This is a genomic window from Winogradskyella epiphytica (assembly GCF_003217215.1).
GTDB classification, from domain to species: domain Bacteria; phylum Bacteroidota; class Bacteroidia; order Flavobacteriales; family Flavobacteriaceae; genus Winogradskyella; species Winogradskyella epiphytica.
In genome coordinates, this window is record NZ_QJTD01000006.1 from 60,664 (window position 1) to 76,164 (window position 15,501).

Below are 15,501 nucleotides of genomic sequence, written 5' to 3' on the forward strand. Positions count from 1 at the left end.
TAATACTACCATGTCGAAAAAAGAATTAGGGTTAAATACGATCTGTACACATGTTGGGGAAGTTAAAGACGAACAGTTTAAAGGTGCTGTCTCTCCCATGTATTTGAGCTCATCCTATGAGTTCTTAGATGTAGATGTTGTTCGATATCCAAGGTACTTCAATACGCCTAATCAGGCACATTTAACGCAAAAAATAGCGGTATTAGAACATACAGAAGCCGCACTGATCTTTGCATCAGGTATGGCTGCAATTAGCACTATGTTTTTAGCGTTTTTAAAACAGGGTGATCATTTGGTGGTTCAAAATACCTTATATGGAGGAACGGTTAATTTTATTAAAGAAGAGTTTCCAAAGTACGGGATAGAATATACCTTCACTAATGGATATTCAGTCGATGATTTTAAAAAAGCGATTCAAAAAAACACCAAATTGATTCATATTGAAACACCTTCAAATCCATTAATGACCATTACAGATATTAAGGCGATTGCAAAACTTGGTAAGTCCAAAGGCATTTTAACATCTATAGATAATACCTTTGCTTCACCAGTTAATCAGAAGCCAATGGATTTAGGTATTGATATGGTCATGCATTCGGCGACCAAATATTTTGGAGGACATAGTGATATTTGTGCAGGAGCTGTAGCCAGTTCGGAAGAGCATATTAAACGCATATTTAACGTTGGAAAAAACTTAGGAGGGAATTTAAGCGATATGACGGTTTGGATGCTAGAACGGAGCATGAAAACTCTAGGATTACGTGTTAAAGCTCAAACTAAAAATGCTATGAAATTAGCCAAGTGGTTGGATAAACACCCGAAAGTTGCTAAAGTTTATTATCCGGGTTTGAATTCGCACCCAGAACATCAGTTAGCAAAATCTCAGATGATAGGCTATGGCGCCATGCTCTCCTTTGAATTAATAGCAGGTTTAGATTCAATACAATTTCAAAAGCAATTAAAATTGATTAAATCATCTATGAGTTTGGCGGGCGTGGAGAGTACTATGCTGTCGCCTTACTTAACCTCTCACTCCTTACTCACACAAGAGGAAAGGGATTCTATAGGGATCACGGATCAATTAATTCGTTTTTCCGTGGGCATTGAAAATACCAAAGATTTGAAAAAAGATATAAATCAGGCCATTGAAGCTTTAGGTTAATCGATCAAATTTTAAGGGAATGAAATGCTAACTTCGGTTTTATCCGTTTTCTATCTTCTTTTTAATATTTTTGACATTCAGATAAAATACAAAGCATATGAAATTAGATATATTGGCAATAGGTGCGCATCCTGATGATGTAGAATTAAGTTGTGGAGCAACTATAGCAAAGGAAGTTTCTAAGGGAAAGAAAGTAGGTATTGTGGACCTTACTAGAGGAGAATTAGGAACAAGGGGGACGGCAGAAACACGTGATGAAGAAGCCTTTAACGCAGCTAAAATATTAGGTGTTCATTCTAGAGTGAATTTACGTTTTGCTGATGGCTTCTTTGTGAATGATAAAGAGCATCAGCTTGAGGTTATAAAGATGATTCGGTTGTATAAGCCTGAAATCGTTCTTTGTAATGCAATAGACGATAGACATATCGATCACCCTAAAGGCAGTCAATTAGTAAGTGATGCTTGTTTTTTAAGTGGACTTATGAAGATAGAAACTATTCATAATAACCAACTTCAAGAACCTTGGAGACCTAAAATGGTTTATCATTATATTCAGTGGAAAGACGTTGAGCCTGATTTTGTGGTCGATGTTTCAGGATTTATGGATAAAAAGATTGAATCTGTGATGGCTTATAAAACACAATTCTTTGATCCAGACAGCAAAGAACCACAAACACCGATCTCAAGTAAGAATTTTTCGGATAGTATTGATTATAGAGCAAGAAATTTAGGAAGATTAATTGGAGTGGAACATGCTGAGGGTTACACAGTTGAAAGATTTGTTGCGGTAAATTCATTATTTGATTTAAAATAAAGTGAAAAACTATTTGCAATAAATAGGAATTAATATATCTTTGCAATCCAATTTAAAATGGTGGTTGTAGCTCAGCTGGTTAGAGCGTCGGTTTGTGGTACCGAAAGTCGCCGGTTCGAACCCGGTCTTCCACCCAAAATCAACAAGCCTTTCAGAAATGAAGGGCTTTTTTTGTGGCTATAGGGGAAATAAAAAAGGTCTTTCGTATTTAGTGAAAGACCTTTTTTAATAATGAAAAGTATATAATTACTCAGCGGCTTTGTCAACCACAATTCTCTCGTCTCTATTCGCTAATTTCCAAGCTGTATGAAATACTAAACGCGATCTTGTTTCTAATAGGTCATATTCAATTTTATCTGGTGTATCTGAGGCTTTATGATAGTCATCATGAGTACCATTAAAATAAAAGATCACAGGGATATTATTTTTTGCAAAATTATAATGGTCAGATCTGTAGTAAAAACGATTGGGGTCGTTATCATCGTTAAATGTATAATCTAACTCCATATTAATGTATTTACTATTTGCTTCCTCAGAGATGTTATGTAAGTCCGTACTTAATTTATCACTACCTATAAGATAGATGTAATTTCTCGTACCTACTTTTCGATTTGGGTCTATGCGTCCAATCATATCTATATTTAGATTAGCTACAGTGTTTTCTAATGGGAAAATAGGATCGTAATCCGTATAATATCTTGAGCCTAGTAGTCCTTTTTCTTCTCCTGTAACATGTAAAAATAGAACTGAACGCTTCGGTCCATGTCCTGCTTTTTCAGCGAGTTTAAAAGCTTCTGCAATTTCTAATATGGCAACCGTTCCTGATCCATCGTCATCTGCGCCATTATATATTTCACCATTTTTTATGCCTTCATGGTCTAAATGTGCTGAAATAACAATAATCTCGTCAGGCTTTTCAGAACCTTTAATGAATGCGACCACATTCTCAGACATTATAGATTCTGATTTGTTCTCAATAGAAAGACGTAGATCAGTAGTAATTGTTTTTGGTTCACTTTCTTCATCAATAGTAGGGAGAAGGGCTTTACCCAAACCTTCGTTTATCATAAACATGAACATATTGTCCTCTTTATTTTTCAAAGACAAACGTCCAGAAGAACCTGAAGCCGCCAAACGCTGATAGAAAGCTGAGTATCTCGAGAACATAGAATTATCCATAAATATTAGCCCTTTAGCGCCATTGTTTAATGCTGCCTCTCTCTTGCTAGAAATAGACTGTCTTCCATTGGTCCACTTTGTATCTCCTGCTTCACCTGTAGTGATATAATTGCCAGATGCATCTTTCGGTTCCCCTGCTTTTGCTAAAACAATCTTTCCTTGCACATCCGTATTTTTATAATCTGAGTAATTTTCGTCATCAATTCCGTATCCTACGTAAATAATCTCAGAAGTACTAATAGTCATACTCTCAGAAGCTGCTAATACAATATGGTCTTCAAAGTTCTTGAAAGATCTTCCGTTTAAGGTGAAATCGGCCTTAGCCACATTTTGTTTTTCTAAAGGGACCTCTTGAAAATAGTTATCGCCTCCTAATGGTGTTGGGATACCCATATCTAAATATTGCTGCTTTAAATATTCAACAGCCATTTTTTGCCCTTTATCACCAGTGTTTCTACCCTCAAACTCATCTGAAGCATAGATGTATAACATGGTTTTTAATTCATCGGATGTGATTGATGAAGCGTATTTAGTAGGATCTACAACAGGTATGCTTTCCTGTGAAGCTAGAACTGTGTTTGGTTTTGACGAACTGCCACAACCAACAATGAGTGCAGAAGCACAACATAGAAATAATAATTTTTTCATTAAAAAGGTTATATAATGGTTAAAATGGATGAATTTCTAAACTTACAAAAATTGCTTAGACTTCTAGTCAGTCAGAATTTCCTTTTAACAATTTTTAACATCAGATGATTTCTGCTGTTAATCGCTTATCAGAATTTGCGAGGTACCAAGCAGTTGCGAAAATGAGTTGAGCTCGTTTTGCTAATAAATCATAATTGATTTTATCTGCCGTATCGGTTGGTTTGGTATAATCTTCATGTTCCCCATTAAAGAAGAAGATTACAGGAATGCCCTTTTGATCAAAGTAATAGTGATCAGATCTGTAATAATAACGATTAGGGTCATTCTCTGCATTGTATTTATAATCTAAATTTAACTGAGTAAATTCAGTATTAGCCTTTTGAGCGATAAAGTCTAATTCAGTACTAATTTTATCTGAGCCAATAAGATAAATATAGTTTTCATCATCTATATGTCTATAGTCTACGCGACCAATCATATCAATGTTTAACGTAGCAATAGCATTTTCTAGTGGAAAAACAGGGTTTTCTGTATAATATCTTGAACCGTGTAAACCAACCTCTTCAGCCGTTACATGCAAAAACACAATGCTTCGTTTAGGACGGTGACCATTAGCAACAGCTAGACTCATAGCCTCTGCCATTTCTAGAACAGCAGCTGTACCAGAGCCATTATCATCTGCACCGTTATAAATTTCTCCATTTCGAACTCCTTCGTGATCGGAGTGAGCCGATATGTATAGGTATTCATTCGGAAATTCCGAGCCTTCTATGTAGGCAATTACATTTTGAGATTGATTAAGATTTTGAGGCAAGACTTCTTTTGGCACAATTTGATAGTAGTTTGAATGCGATTCAGGAGCCCTTATATCGAGATTTTTATAATGATTTCTTATATAATCGCAAACTTGATTGTGACCATCTTCACCAGTCATTCTACCCTTGTATTTGTCTGATGAGATTTCGTTAACATGTCGTTTTAACTCTTCAGATTTGATGGTATTCAGATAGTTTTCGACGACAGCTTTATCCTTATAGACTATGCTGTTTTTAAGGTTGGATATTTTTTCACTATGCCTAATGGTTGAACATGAGCCAACGATTAGTAGTAGGAATGTAATTAAAACTTTCATGTAACTTACTGATTGCGTCAAAGATATAATATTGACTTTAAGATAGCCTTAACTTCTTTAGGAATTTTATGGCTCTTCTTCAGGTTCGATCTCTATCAGATTTCCCTGTGAATTATTTAAATTCTCTGTAGACTCTTGTTCTGTCTGAATTGCTTGCTCGTCTTCTATTGTACTAGTAACACTTTTATATATGGTTAAGCTCAAAGAAAAAATTACTAATAGGAATATATATTGAATGGGTTTAGTCTTGCTGTGTTCCTTTTTTGAAATATATATGAGAATTATACCACTGACAAAAGCAATTATCAAGGGAAGTATTGCTAAATCATAGTATAAAGTCGAAGTCATGACCACAGCTGTAATTGCAGCAATCATTCCTATAACTGTAAATAATTTTTTCAAAATTCTATATTTTTTAGTTCAGAAGTCAGGTGAATTTCTTTATAGCAAAACTAATGGTGACATATATTGAAGAGGTAGAGGATTAATTTATAAGTATCTTTAACTTCAATTTTCTGACCTAATATACTGATAACATAAACTGTACCGAAATTACAATGCTTTCTGAAATTTATTAATTAAAAGAGTCGCGAAATTTTTTTAAAAAAACTATACAAAAAGGTTTGGTTAGAACAAAAAGGATTATATATTTGCAACCGCTAAAGGAGAAATGGCAGAGTGGTCGAATGCGGCAGTCTTGAAAACTGTTGAGGGTCACACCTCCGGGGGTTCGAATCCCTCTTTCTCCGCTGAAAAGCCTTGCATTTGATGCAAGGCTTTTTCTTTTTTCTTAATTTTTAACTTGCAACTTGCAATGGTAAATTAGTAAATACGCCATATGCAACTACGGCGATTATTCCGTATTTTTGAAAAAATAGCTAGAAATGTCTATTATAGATAAATTAAAATGGCGTTATGCCACAAAAAAATTCGATTCTACTAAGTCGCTTTCAGAAGAAAAAATAAATATTCTCAAGGAAGCCTTTAATTTAACAGCATTATCATTTGGCCTACAAATCTTAAAATTAGTAGTAGTTGAAGATCGAGAGGTTAGAAAGAGGCTCGTAGAATCTGCTTACGGTCAACCTCAGGTTATTGATGCGTCTCATTTATTAATTCTCTGTATTCAGAATGAAATTGATGAAAATGTTGTTGAAGAGCATTTTGAGACCGTTAAAAACATTCGACAAACTCCAGATTCTATTTTAACACCTTTTAAATCTCAACTAAAGTCTACAATTAATGAAATGCCTAAGGTGAAAAAAGTAGATTGGGCAACTAGACAAGCTTATATCGCTTTGGGTAATTTAATGACGGTTTGTGCTGTTGAAAGGATTGATAGCTGTCCGATGGAAGGATTTAATCCTATAACATTAGGAACGGCTCTTGGTCTTGACGATTTAGGATTAAGGGCGGTTCTCCTATTACCTGTTGGATATAGGGCAGATGATGATATGTTTGCCGATTTCAAAAAAGTAAGACAACCCTTGTCAAAAACCATTATAGATTTATAGCGGATTTAACAATAGGACCTTTTGAAAATGATATCTTTGTTTTCGAGACAAAATTGTAAGATTAAAATCAAAATTTAATATGCCAGGATTCGAGTTATTTAGTGATTTAGAACGTAAGGAAGTTCATGATGTTTTAGACAATGGAGTGTTAATGCGCTATGGATTTGACGGCATGCGAAATGGCCATTGGAAAGCTAAAGAACTTGAAGCTGAATTGGCAACTACACTTAAAACAAATCACGTTCAACTAGTGTCAAGCGGAACGGCTGCTGTATCTATTGCATTGGCTTCTGCTGGTGTTGGAGCAGGAGACGAGGTGATTATGCCTAGTTTTACCTTTGTTGCAAGTTTTGAAGCTATTATGATGCTAGGCGCTATACCTGTTTTAGTAGATATAGATGATACCTTAGCTCTAGACCCAAAAGCTGTCGAAGCGGCTATTACGCCAAGAACGAAAGCGGTGATGGTAGTTCAAATGTGTGGCAGCATGGGGCATATGGATGCGTTACAAGAGATTTGTAGGAAACACAATTTACTATTTATTGAAGATGCTTGTCAAGCTATTGGTGGAACATATAATGGTAAACCATTGGGAAGTATTGCCGATTTAGGGTGCTTCTCTTTCGATTTTGTAAAAACAATTACTTGTGGTGAAGGTGGTGCCGTAATCACGAATAATCCAGATTATTATAGAAATGCCGATCATTTTAGCGATCATGGGCACGACCATATAGGAAATGATAGAGGTGCCGAGTCACATCCATTTCTGGGATATAATTTTAGAGTTTCGGAACTACATGCTGCCGTAGGTTTGGCACAAGTAAAGCGTTTGCCTGAATTTATAGAAATTCAAAAGAAACATTATACAATCCTTCGCAATGCCTTATCACGAATTCCAGGTGTGACTTTTAGAACTGTTCCTAAAGGAGGAGAAGAGAGTTATGCATTTTTAAATTTCTTTTTACCAGATTTAGAATCGGCAAGAAAGGTAAACGCCGCATTTAAAGAAAATGGTATAGATGCTTGTTTTCATTATTACGATAATAACTGGCACTATGTTAGAAAGTGGGATCATTTAAAAAATATGAAATCTTTATATCCGATTTCTACAGAAGTTAAAAAAGGCTTAGAATATCTTGAAACAAAAACTTTTGAACAATCCGATCACTATATCGCGAGAAACCTATCCTGTTTAATCAAATTGTCTTGGACAGAAGAAGAGGTGAAACAACGTGCTGAAAAAATGGTTGAATGCGTACAGAAGGCATTATCATAATTAAGACTTATAATAAAAAAATGGCTTCGTATTTAAATACACGAAGCCATTTTCTATTTTGGACTGTTACGATTTCTAATTTAGACCTTCAGCTCGGCCTTTATTTAAACTATAATTTTCAAACTAATAATTTACATAATCAACAATCTCCAATCCGTAACCAATCATTCCAACACGTTTCGTTTGAAGACTATTAGACATGAGTATCAATTTACTGATTTTAAGATCGTGTAAAATTTGTGCTCCAATACCAAAATCCTTAGTGTCTATACTAATACTTGGTGCTTTAACTAACTCTCCTTCCACTTGATTTTCTTTAAGAATAGCTAATCGAGCTAATAAGTTAATAGACTCTGCTTGTTGATTTATAAAGATGATAGCACCTTTGCCTTCCGTATTAATAACATTAAACATACTATCTAATTTCTGGTCGGCATTATTGGTTAGAGTACCCAGAATATCATTATTCACTAAAGTAGCATTAACACGCGTATAAACAGGCTCATCCGTCTTCCAAGTACCTTTGGTTAGTGCAATATGAATTTGATTATTTGTAGTTTGTAAATAAGCTCTGAGTCTAAACTTACCAAAACGCGTTTCGATATCGAAATCTTCTTTCTTTTCAATTAACGAATCGTGCTCCATTCGGTAAGCCACTAAATCTTCAATAGAAACGATTTTTAAATCAAATTTCTTAGCAACCTCCATTAATTGTGGCAATCGCGCCATAGTACCGTCTTCATTCATGATTTCTACAATCACACCTGCAGGTTCAAAACCCGCTAAGCGTGCGAAATCTATAGCAGCTTCTGTATGTCCAGTACGTCTTAAAACACCACCTTCTTTAGCTACTAAAGGAAATATATGTCCTGGACGTGCTAATTCAAAAGGCTTAGTGTCTTTTTTAACTAATGCTTGAATGGTTTTAGCTCTATCACTGGCCGAAATACCTGTACTTACACCATTACCTCTTAAATCTACAGATACTGTGAAAGCGGTTTCTAATGGATCTGTATTATTTCTCACCATCATGTTCAACTCTAGATCTTCACAACGATGTTCAGTTAGAGGTGCGCATATCAATCCGCGACCATGCATAGCCATGAAGTTGATCATTTCTGGAGTGACCTTTTCTGCAGCCGCTAAGAAGTCACCTTCATTCTCTCTGTTTTCATCGTCAACAACAATAATGACCTTACCTTGTCTTATGTCTTCAATGGCTTCTTCAATTGTATTTAGGCTTGTTTTAGTATTCACAGTATTAGTTGTCATAGTACAAATTTTGCGTTGCAAAGGTACGGTTATTTTATATTTTGAAGACAACTCAAATAAAAGTCTTGAGTAATCTTATTTCTTAAAATTAAATATTTCAGAGGGTAAACAGGAAGGGATAATATTAAAATTATAGGGTTAATTCGTTTCCCTTTCTGATTGATGGTTTTATAAAATTTTGAATATTTAAAAGCATCAATAATCACATAAATCACGAAAAACACAAAAGCGATAATGCTAAGGGTAAGTGAGCTATCTGCGAAATCGGGTAATTTATTGTTTTTAAATACAAAGTGTAAGACTAAAAGTGCAACTCCAACACTATAACTCACTAAACTAGTTTTAGAATAATCTTTATAATCCTTGAGTAAATGCCTTGCCTCAATTAGATGGTCTGGTATGTCTAAACCTTCAGATTTTAACCCTTCTAAGGGAACCTTTCGATCTATTAAATTTTGAAGGGCAATCTCTTTAGGTTTTTTATCCAAATCGAATTCATCTTGCTTTTTAATAACTGCAATTAACTCTTCAATGGAGTATTTTTTATAGTAATTATAGGCTTTTGTATCACTTTCTGAAAGCTGAAGTTTATTTTTAGAAGTGAATAAGCGTTTTAGAGGTACTAAAATAGCATCAAATTGAAATACACCTTTGTCGTTTGTAGCTCGAGTGGTCAAATAAATACTTAAAGGAAGCATAACAGCGGTTGAAAGCCAAGATCCAATAATAGGGTTGAAGCTACCTTTCTCAGCACTGTTCTTTGCAAAAATTCCAAAGAAATGATAGGTCAAAAATAAAACAATAGCTACAACCATCGGTAATCCTAATCCCCCTTTACGGATTAAAGCACCAAGTGGGGCACCTACGAAGAACAAAATTACACAGGCAAAAGCTAAAACAAACTTATCATGCATAACAATGATATGTTTGTTTAACCAAATATCCTTTGTCTGAAAGGTTCTTGTGTTTGAATCTATGATCTGACTTGTGTTGTTGGTAGAATTTATAGCGAGGTTCAAAATTTGAATTTTTTGATTCGTACTATAAAGGTCAAGTATATGTTCTCCTTTGAAAATGGAGTCGGTTCGGGTTGTATCTATATTGGCATTTAAAACATCATAAGTACTGCGATTGTATAAAGTTTTACTGAAGGTCTCGTAATCTTCAGTTTTTTTATCTTGAAGGCTATCAATCGTATAATTTAATTGATTTACATCTAACATGTTGTATCGCCGTGACGAGACATTGTCGTCCATGTCATCAGAGTTTAGTATTTCTAAATCCACATTAATGATGTAGTTTTCAAAATAACTTCTTACATGCGGTTTAGTAATGTTTTTTCTAGCATCTTTATTAAATATCTCCTCGTAATAGTTTCCATTAATCAACTCCAATTGAAGAATATTAGAGTCAGGACTACTTTTTAATTCACCTTTTTCAGAAACAATAACTTTAGGATTACCACCTCGATTTGGCGTTTTTTCATGAATGACAACATTACTAAGATATTGTCCCTTATCTCCAGATTTCTTTTCGACCTTAATATTAATATTGCCAATTTCATTAAACTGGCCTTCTGCAATGGCAAGGGCTGGTTTTACTTTAGCAATATTTCTTCGAAGGTTATAAAATTTATATTCACCCCATGGAATAACATTATTAGCAAAAAAGAAACTAGCAATACCAAGTGCGACAATAAAGATACTCAAGCTTCGCATAGCGCGTTGAAGCGAAATTCCAGTGGATTTCATTGCAGCGAACTCATAGTTCTCTGCAAAATTCCCAAACACCATTATCGAAGAAAGTAAAACCGTTAAAGGCACAACCAAAGGCACGAGCTTTGGCATGTAGTAAATGATAAATTTGGCCGTAACTGTAACATCTAAGTCTTTACCAGCAAGTTCGGATATATAAAGCCAAACCCCTTGTAAAATAAAGATGAACATGAATATAATAAAGACGCTAAAAAACGTCCTTAAGAATGTGATAAGTATGTACCTATCTAATATTTTCACACAATGTTGTATTAAGCCTTAGTCTATTTTATTGATAAAGTAGTCGCTGTATTTACTTTTGTCAAATGTAAATAAGGTTTTTGAAATAGGTTGGTCGGTTTTAAAAGAATTAACAGTTAATGTGGTTTTAGTTCCATTTTTACCAACTTCAATCAAATTGTAAATGTGTTTAGTTGTCGCGTCTATACCTAATAGAATATGCTTTATTTCAGAATTTGTATCGATAGGATTAAGCTTCACGTATTGAATTTTACGTCCTCTTACATCTTGAATAATGTCCATTTTATAGGTATAGCCATTTTCATAGAACGATAGCATTTTACTCGGTGTAATTGTGCTTTCATCCTCTGTATTGTCTGAGGAAATTGTAACTTCTTCATCTTCTGGACTAATCGTATACAATGTTTTACCATCGAAAATACGTGTTATTCCTAAAATATTTAACTTATACTTATCATCTTCAATAACCACATCGCCACGTGTTTCTTGTTTGATATTTTCGCTAAGATTATTCAACTCATATTTAAAGTCTAAACTGATATTTTTGTAGCTTTTAATTTTTGTACTTACTTCGTTTAATAAAGCTTCAGCTTTCGCATCATTCTGAGCGAAAGATGTTAATCCGAAAGCGATACATGCGATAATTATTAAATTTCTCATTTTTTTCTATTAATTATTTTAAATAATATTTCTAATTATATAATCTACTGTTGTTCATTTTCTAGCAATTGATCTAAAGCCACTAAATCAGGGACTAATACTTGACGTGCTTTACTTCCTTCGAAAGAACCTACGATACCAGCAGCTTCAAGTTGATCGATAATTCTACCGGCTCTATTGTAACCTAACTTCAATTTACGCTGTAATAAAGAGGCTGAACCTTGTTGTGATGTCACAATAATTTCAGCGGCCTCTCTGAACAGTTTATCTCTGTCGGAGATATCTACATCAAGATTTGTGCCACCTTCTTCACCTACGTATTCTGGTAGGAGGTGAGCGTCTGGATATGCCTTCTGTGATCCTATGAATTCTGTTATTTTTTCAACTTCAGGCGTGTCAACAAAAGCACACTGAATTCGAATAAGTTCGTTTCCTTGCGTGTATAACATATCTCCACGTCCGATTAATTGATCGGCACCAGAACCATCTAAAATAGTACGTGAATCAATTTTACTTGTAACTCTAAAGGCAATACGTGCCGGGAAATTGGCCTTAATAATACCTGTAATGACGTTAACAGAAGGACGTTGAGTAGCGATAATTAAGTGAATTCCAATAGCACGAGCGAGTTGCGCTAATCGCGCAATCGGCGTTTCTACTTCCTTACCTGCGGTCATAATTAAATCGGCAAACTCATCAACCACTAAAACGATATAGGGTAAGAATGCATGACCATCATTAGGATTTAATTTCCTAGCCTTGAATTTAGCATTATATTCTGCGATATTTCTACAAAATGCGTTTTTAAGCATTTCATAACGATTATCCATTTCAATACACAGGGAATTAAGTGTATTAATAACCTTTGTGTTATCTGTAATAATCGCTTCTTCGCTATCCGGTAGTTTTGCTAGATAGTGACGTTCAATTTTGTTGAAAAGCGTTAGTTCAACCTTCTTAGGGTCGACAAGAACGAATTTCACCTCGGCAGGGTGCTTCTTATATAATAAAGAGGTTAATACGGCATTTAGCCCCACGGACTTACCTTGACCTGTAGCACCGGCCATTAATAAGTGAGGCATCTTCGCTAAATCTACCACAAAGGTTTCGTTACTAATTGTTTTTCCAAATGCAATTGGAAGTTGCATCTCGGATTTCTGAAATTTTTGAGATGCAATAACAGATCGCATCGATACAATAGTTGAATTTTTGTTAGGAACTTCAATACCAATAGTTCCTTTGCCTGGAATAGGAGCAATAATACGAATCCCTAAAGCCGCAAGTGATAGGGCAATATCGTCTTCTAAATTCTTAATTTTTGAAATACGAACACCAGCATCAGGAACAATCTCATAAAGGGTTACCGTTGGACCAATGGTTGCTTTAATACTTGAAATACCAATTTTGTAGTTATTCAGAGTTTCTACAATTTTGTTTTTATTTTCCTCAAGCTCGTCTTGGTCTATAGATATGCCTTCGTTAGGGTATTTTTTTAATAAATCTAAAGGTGGAAATTGATACTTATTTAATTCTAAAGTAGGATCGAACAATCCAAAATCTTCCACTAATTTATCAGCTAAATTATCCGTTTCGGATTTTTCTTCTTCTACAGTTTCAACTTCAACTTGTAATTCAGGAGTCTCAACGGTTTCCTCTTTGGGTTTTTCCGAAACCTCCATGGTAATGCCTTCGACAGTTTCTTTTGGTTTAGAATTTTTCTTTGACTTCGGTGTTTCCGTATTTTTTAAAGGCACTTCGAATGCCGATTTAATCGCTTCGGCTTCTTCCGTTAGACTATTATCAATATTAACCGCAGGTTGAGGGGGCGTCTCATCCGATTTGAAATCATCTTTTAGGTTTTGCTTAGTACGTTTGAAAAAATTAACTAATGATTCACCAGTTACTTTAAAACGAATGGCGAGATAGGTGACAAAGCCAAATAGCAATAGTAATATGGTTCCGATTTTCCCTATATAATCCTGAAAGAACAGATTCATTTCATAACCGATGGTGCCTCCAAGCATATCAAACTTATGAGTGAAAAAGCCTAGTAATATAGATAACCAAATCATAATAAGTGTTCCCCAAATCCAATGTTTTCTCAGTTTTGCTTTGGTTAAGCTAAAGGCAATATATACTCCTGAAAGGGTGATTAAACCTGAAAAAATAAAGGAAGATAATCCGAATCCTTTAGTGATAAAGAATTCACTTACCCATGCACCAAGTTGACTGGCCCAATTTTTATATTCTGTAGAACGTTCTGGAAAATTGGTTAAAACACTCTGATCTTCCTTACCTGTAAAAACAAATGATAAAAAAGAAATGAATAGTAACAGACCTGTAATAATAAAAAAGCTACCTAAGACAAGCTTCTGTTGACTGGTCATTGTAAACGTAGGTCTCTTTACTTTAGCCTTTGGTTTTGCTTTGGTGGTTGTCTTTTTTTTCGCTGTTTTTTTTGCCATGCTTACTTTCCGTATTCTTCGGAAATCTATTATTTATTTATACTGTTTTGCTTTTTCAGAAATACCATTTACGTAATCTACAATGATATGAAGATCTTCTGCAAGTTCAGCACCTTTGAATTCACTGATATCTGCACTCGTGATATTCGTATTATAATAATTTAAATATTGACTCGCTAATGGTAGGTATGACCAATGCCATTTTTCAAGGTTATATCCAGTTCTTCCATGATCCTTATCTGTATAAACTTGAAAAAAACCATAATTATTGGCGTTCGCACTTAACCAATCATAAACGGCTTTTCCTTTTCCGCTGCTAAAATACGAATTTGTTAAACTATTTAAGTCAAAATCTGTTCCCCAATGATGTCTTGACGAACTTGGCATTGAACTGTATTCTAAAATCTTTAAAGCGCGTTCTTTCGGTTTTAAATTGTTGTATTTGTTCCATTTTCTTTCCCAAATTACTTTTTGTTCGTCAAAGTTTCGTGTCCCTGAAAGTATGATTAATTCAATACCATCTTCTTTAGCCGCATTGTACATTTCTAGAAAGGCATTGTAAGTATTCTTGTGAAGGTATAAGGTTTTTGCCGAATGTGTAGCGCTTACTTTGGTAAACGTTGTATCGGTTTTATAGTTGAACTTTCCTAAGACAAACTCTTTAGTGATGTTAAGACTGTCTTGTGGCATAGGTTTTAAAGTATCAGTTTTAATTACGGACTCCGGTTGGACAGAATTAAGTTCTTTATCTATAGATTTAGAGGCGTTGGATTGACAACTAAAAACAAAGACTATAGAACATGTGATTAGGAATAATTTCATTGAAAACTTAATGGTATTGCTGGCTAGTGATACGAGTGAAAGTACAAATATGCAAAGTTTCTTTTATAGGCTTGATGTAATAACGACGATAACTTGAGAGTATTTCGTTTAAAAATGAAATCTCTAAATAAAGTGAGTTCGACCTTTATATTTTAAATAGTTGAAAACTTTAAAAAATCTTCGGGATATAAATTATACCAGCGATAATCATAGCAATAATGGAAGCTAGAAATACGGCACCTGCAGCTATATCCTTTATTAATCCTATTTGTTTATGATATTCTGGATGAATAAAATCGGCTATATTCTCTATTGCTGTATTAACCCCTTCAATACTTAATACCATGCCAATCATAATTAATTGAGCCATCCACTCAGTTTTAGATATATCAAAATAGAAGCCAGCAACTGTTACTACAAGAGCTATAAACAATTGAGACTTAATACTGGCTTCTGTTTTAATCAGTACAAGCATGCCCTTAAAGGCGTAACCAACACTTTTTAGTCTATTGACTAAAAATGGTTCTTTCTTTTGAATCATA

General features: G+C 34.5%; 13 protein-coding genes and 2 tRNA genes. 6 read left to right on the forward strand and 9 right to left on the reverse strand.

The window, feature by feature from the left end:
• Positions 1–10: 10 nt before the first annotated feature.
• From DFQ11_RS12025 to DFQ11_RS12035, 3 genes are all read left to right on the forward strand, one after another.
• Complete coding sequence (locus DFQ11_RS12025) at positions 11–1,162, forward strand: trans-sulfuration enzyme family protein (RefSeq protein ID WP_110476131.1); 1,152 nt, start codon at positions 11–13, stop codon at positions 1,160–1,162.
• 97 nt (positions 1,163–1,259) lie between these two features.
• Entirely contained in the window at positions 1,260–1,976 is a 717-nt protein-coding gene (bshB1, locus tag DFQ11_RS12030; RefSeq protein WP_110476132.1) for a bacillithiol biosynthesis deacetylase BshB1, read from the forward strand.
• 59 nt (positions 1,977–2,035) lie between these two features.
• Positions 2,036–2,111: transfer RNA gene (locus tag DFQ11_RS12035), tRNA-His, on the forward strand.
• A gap of 111 nt (positions 2,112–2,222) precedes the next feature.
• On the opposite strand, the gene DFQ11_RS12040 is transcribed toward DFQ11_RS12035, so the two are convergent.
• The 3 genes from DFQ11_RS12040 to DFQ11_RS12050 all read right to left on the reverse strand — a co-directional run bounded on the left by DFQ11_RS12040 (position 2,223) and on the right by DFQ11_RS12050 (position 5,337).
• Positions 2,223–3,803, reverse strand: coding sequence for a M28 family peptidase (locus tag DFQ11_RS12040; protein ID WP_110476133.1), 1,581 nt, complete (start codon positions 3,801–3,803; stop codon positions 2,223–2,225).
• Between the two features lie 100 nt (positions 3,804–3,903).
• A complete protein-coding gene (locus DFQ11_RS12045; RefSeq protein ID WP_110476134.1) occupies positions 3,904–4,935 on the reverse strand; it encodes a M28 family metallopeptidase in 1,032 nt (343 codons plus the stop codon).
• A 66-nt stretch (positions 4,936–5,001) separates the two neighbouring features.
• On the reverse strand, positions 5,002–5,337 hold the full coding sequence (locus DFQ11_RS12050; protein ID WP_146221535.1) for a hypothetical protein: 336 nt from the start codon (positions 5,335–5,337) through the stop codon (positions 5,002–5,004).
• Between the two features lie 262 nt (positions 5,338–5,599).
• On the opposite strand from DFQ11_RS12050, the gene DFQ11_RS12055 reads away from it, so the two are divergent.
• From DFQ11_RS12055 to DFQ11_RS12065, 3 genes are all read left to right on the forward strand, one after another.
• Positions 5,600–5,684: transfer RNA gene (locus DFQ11_RS12055), tRNA-Ser, on the forward strand.
• Positions 5,685–5,819: 135 nt separating this feature from the next.
• Complete coding sequence (locus tag DFQ11_RS12060) at positions 5,820–6,449, forward strand: NAD(P)H-dependent oxidoreductase (RefSeq protein ID WP_110476136.1); 630 nt, start codon at positions 5,820–5,822, stop codon at positions 6,447–6,449.
• 79 nt (positions 6,450–6,528) lie between these two features.
• Positions 6,529–7,725: a DegT/DnrJ/EryC1/StrS family aminotransferase gene (locus tag DFQ11_RS12065; RefSeq protein WP_110476137.1), complete on the forward strand. Its 1,197-nt coding sequence runs from the start codon at positions 6,529–6,531 to the stop codon at positions 7,723–7,725.
• A 123-nt stretch (positions 7,726–7,848) separates the two neighbouring features.
• On the opposite strand, the gene ribB is transcribed toward DFQ11_RS12065, so the two are convergent.
• The 6 genes from ribB to DFQ11_RS12095 all read right to left on the reverse strand — a co-directional run bounded on the left by ribB (position 7,849) and on the right by DFQ11_RS12095 (position 15,500).
• Positions 7,849–8,997, reverse strand: a complete 1,149-nt coding sequence (gene ribB / locus DFQ11_RS12070; RefSeq protein WP_110476138.1) for a 3,4-dihydroxy-2-butanone-4-phosphate synthase — start codon at positions 8,995–8,997, stop codon at positions 7,849–7,851.
• Positions 8,998–9,026: 29 nt separating this feature from the next.
• Entirely contained in the window at positions 9,027–11,012 is a 1,986-nt protein-coding gene (locus DFQ11_RS12075; protein ID WP_110476139.1) for an LptF/LptG family permease, read from the reverse strand.
• 18 nt (positions 11,013–11,030) lie between these two features.
• Positions 11,031–11,672 (reverse strand): LolA family protein, encoded by a 642-nt coding sequence (locus DFQ11_RS12080; RefSeq protein WP_110476140.1) that lies wholly within the window; start codon positions 11,670–11,672, stop codon positions 11,031–11,033.
• A 44-nt stretch (positions 11,673–11,716) separates the two neighbouring features.
• Entirely contained in the window at positions 11,717–14,137 is a 2,421-nt protein-coding gene (locus DFQ11_RS12085) for a DNA translocase FtsK (protein ID WP_110476141.1), read from the reverse strand.
• Between the two features lie 33 nt (positions 14,138–14,170).
• Positions 14,171–14,959 carry a M15 family metallopeptidase gene (locus DFQ11_RS12090; RefSeq protein WP_110476142.1) on the reverse strand — a complete coding sequence of 263 codons (789 nt, stop codon included), beginning with the start codon at positions 14,957–14,959 and terminating at the stop codon, positions 14,171–14,173.
• Positions 14,960–15,128: 169 nt separating this feature from the next.
• Positions 15,129–15,500: a diacylglycerol kinase family protein gene (locus DFQ11_RS12095; RefSeq protein ID WP_189343018.1), complete on the reverse strand. Its 372-nt coding sequence runs from the start codon at positions 15,498–15,500 to the stop codon at positions 15,129–15,131.
• Between the last annotated feature and the right edge of the window lies 1 nt (position 15,501).